The sequence below is a fragment of the Mycobacterium sp. TH-M15 genome, assembly GCF_057473705.1.
Genome location: NZ_JBYCLB010000126.1, coordinates 1 through 2,618, shown reverse-complemented (window position 1 = coordinate 2,618; position 2,618 = coordinate 1). Strand labels below are relative to the sequence as shown.

Sequence of the window (2,618 nt, the reverse complement as noted above, 5' to 3'; positions counted from 1 at the left end):
CGATGTTGATGTTGTGCGTGACGATCAGGATGGTCGCGTCGATCTGGGCGTTGATGTCGATCAGCAGCTGGCTGAGGTAGGCGGTACGAACCGGGTCCAGACCCGAGTCGGGCTCGTCGCAGAGGATGATCTGTGGGTCGAGCACCAGGGCGCGGGCCAGACCGGCCCGCTTGCGCATACCGCCGGAGATCTCGCCGGGGAACTTGCCGCCGTCTTCCGGCATTCCGACCATCTCGAGCTTCTCCATGACGATGTCACGGATCTCGCGCTCGCTCTTCTTGGTGTGCTCGCGCAGCGGGAACGCGGTGTTGTCGAAGATGTTCATCGATCCGAACAGGGCGCCGTCCTGGAACAGCACCCCGAACAGGGTGCGGATCTCGTAGAGCTCCTTGGTCGAGCATTCGATGATGTTGGTGCCGTCGATGACGATCGATCCGCGCTCCGGGCGCAGCAGGCCGATCAGCGACTTCAGGAAGACGGACTTGCCGGTGCCCGACGGGCCCAACAGCACGCTGACTTCGCCCTCCGGAATCGTCATGCTGACGTCTTCCCAGATCCGGGCCGGGCCGAACGACTTGCTCAGGCCCTGCACCTCGATGGCGACACCCATTAGGAGATCCTTCCCAGCAGCTATTCGGCCACCGGTTTTCTGTGGCTCACGCCACTGTATCGCACCCGGATCGCCGGTCACCCCGGAACCGGAAAGCCCCCGCACTCTGGGGCGAGTGTCGGGGGCTTCCGCGGAGTGGGTCGGCTACTTGACGGTGACCGTCGCGCCGGCGGCTTCCAGCTTGGTCTTGGCCTCCTCGGCCGCGTCCTTGGCAACCTTCTCCAGCAGCGGCTTCGGGGCGCTGTCCACCAGATCCTTGGCCTCCTTGAGGCCCAGACCGGAAACGACCTCGCGGACAACCTTGATCACGCCGATCTTCTTCTCGCCGGCGGACTCCAGGATGACGTCGAACTCGCTCTGCTCTTCGGCGGCGGCCTCGGCACCGGCGCCCGCACCGGCTCCGGGCGCGACAGCGGCCACGGCGACCGGGGCCGCCGCGGTCACCTCGAAGGTGTCCTCGAACTTCTTGACGAACTCCGACAGCTCCAGCAGCGTCATCTCCTTGAAGACGTCGAGCAGTTCGTCGGTGGAAATCTTGGCCATCGTTTCGGTCCTTTCTGATTCGGGTGGTTCTGCGTCTCGGGTTTTATTCGGGGGCCTCGGCGGGCGCCTCGGCGGTCTCGGCGGGCGCTTCGGCGGTCTCGGCGGGGGCTTCCGCCGCTGCCGGAGCTTCGGCCGGCTTCTTCTCCTGCAGCGCCGCCGCCAGCCGGGCCATCTGCGAAGCCGGCGCGGCGAACATGCCGGCCGCCTTGGACAGGTTGGCCTTCATCGCGCCGGCCAGCTTGGCCAGCAGCACCTCGCGCGACTCCAGGTCGGCGATGCGCTCCACCTCGGCGACGGTCAGCGGGTGACCGTCCATGTAGCCGCCCTTGATAACCAGCGCGTGGTGGTCTTTGGCGAACTTCTTGATCGCCTTGGCGGCATCGACCGGCTCACCGCTGATGAAAGCGATCGCCGTCGGCCCGGAGAACAGTTCGTCGAGACCCTCGACACCGGCCGCCGACGCCGCCCGCTTCACCAGCGTGTTCTTCGCCACCGCGTAGGTGGCCGATCCGTCGAGCGAGCGACGCAGATCCGCCAGGTCGGCGACCGTCAGACCGCGGTACTCGGTGACGACGGTCGCGGTCGAGCCCCGGAACTGCTCGGCGATGCCCGCGACGGCGGTGGCCTTGTCGGTCCGCGCCATGCATACCTCCTCGGGTGTCTAGGGTCCTAAGGGTCCGCCGGCCCCGGAAACGACGAACGCCCCGACGCAGGAAGCGGTCGGGGCGTCACAGTGCAGTGCCGGCTGGGCCGGTGCCTCGTCCTCCTGCGTGGGCCGCCGGGATGTTCCCGGACCTTCAACCGATTGCTCGGTGACCGACGGTCTTCGGTGGATCGCCACTCACCATAGCGTGAGCCCGGCGATCAGCCAAAACGGGCCACGGCCAGCAGGACGAAGCAGACCGCCAACCATCAGCACCCGCAGCCAATTCAGCCGATCCCACCGGGCCGCCGGGGCCCGGGCGGGCTGCGCCGCGAGCCGGCTGTTCATCGGCACCAGCACCGACGATCTCCGCCATGGCGCCCAGCCTCGACGATATGCTGACGGAAAACACGGTACTGACAAGCATGTCGGTGTAGTGCCGGGCCAGGAGCTGCGATGGCGGTATCGCAGAAGGTTTCCAGCGACGGCCCGATCGACACCGCGCTCTCGGTGATCGACGGTCGGTGGAAGGGCACCATCCTGTGGCGGCTGCGCGACGGGCCGCTGCGTACGGCCGAGTTGCGACGCAGCATTCCCGGCATCACCGAGCGGATGCTCATTCGGCATCTGCACGAACTGGTCGACGACGGGATCATCGACCGCCACGACGCCCGCACCGTACCGCCGTGCGTGCACTATTCGATCTCCGCCTACGACGCCACGCTGGCTCCGGTGTTGCAGACCCTCTGCGATTGGGGCCGGCAGCGCATGCAGCGCGCAGCCGGTCGCCGCGCGGTTGGTTGACCGGCGGCCCGGCCGGCG

Annotated in this window: 4 protein-coding genes; 1 reads left to right on the top strand and 3 read right to left on the bottom strand. The window is 67.5% G+C overall.

What is annotated here, in order from left to right:
* From AC2VNT_RS03150 to rplJ, 3 genes are all read right to left on the bottom strand, one after another.
* Positions 1–610 (bottom strand): ABC transporter ATP-binding protein (locus AC2VNT_RS03150; protein WP_486945473.1); only part of this gene is annotated, 610 nt, incomplete at its 3' end.
* A gap of 144 nt (positions 611–754) precedes the next feature.
* Positions 755–1,153, bottom strand: a complete 399-nt coding sequence (gene rplL / locus AC2VNT_RS03145) for a 50S ribosomal protein L7/L12 (RefSeq protein WP_486945472.1) — start codon at positions 1,151–1,153, stop codon at positions 755–757.
* 43 nt (positions 1,154–1,196) lie between these two features.
* Positions 1,197–1,796 (bottom strand): 50S ribosomal protein L10, encoded by a 600-nt coding sequence (gene rplJ, locus AC2VNT_RS03140; RefSeq protein WP_486945471.1) that lies wholly within the window; start codon positions 1,794–1,796, stop codon positions 1,197–1,199.
* A 456-nt stretch (positions 1,797–2,252) separates the two neighbouring features.
* On the opposite strand from rplJ, the gene AC2VNT_RS03135 reads away from it, so the two are divergent.
* On the top strand, positions 2,253–2,600 hold the full coding sequence (locus AC2VNT_RS03135) for a winged helix-turn-helix transcriptional regulator (protein WP_486945470.1): 348 nt from the start codon (positions 2,253–2,255) through the stop codon (positions 2,598–2,600).
* The last annotated feature ends 18 nt before the right edge of the window (positions 2,601–2,618 follow it).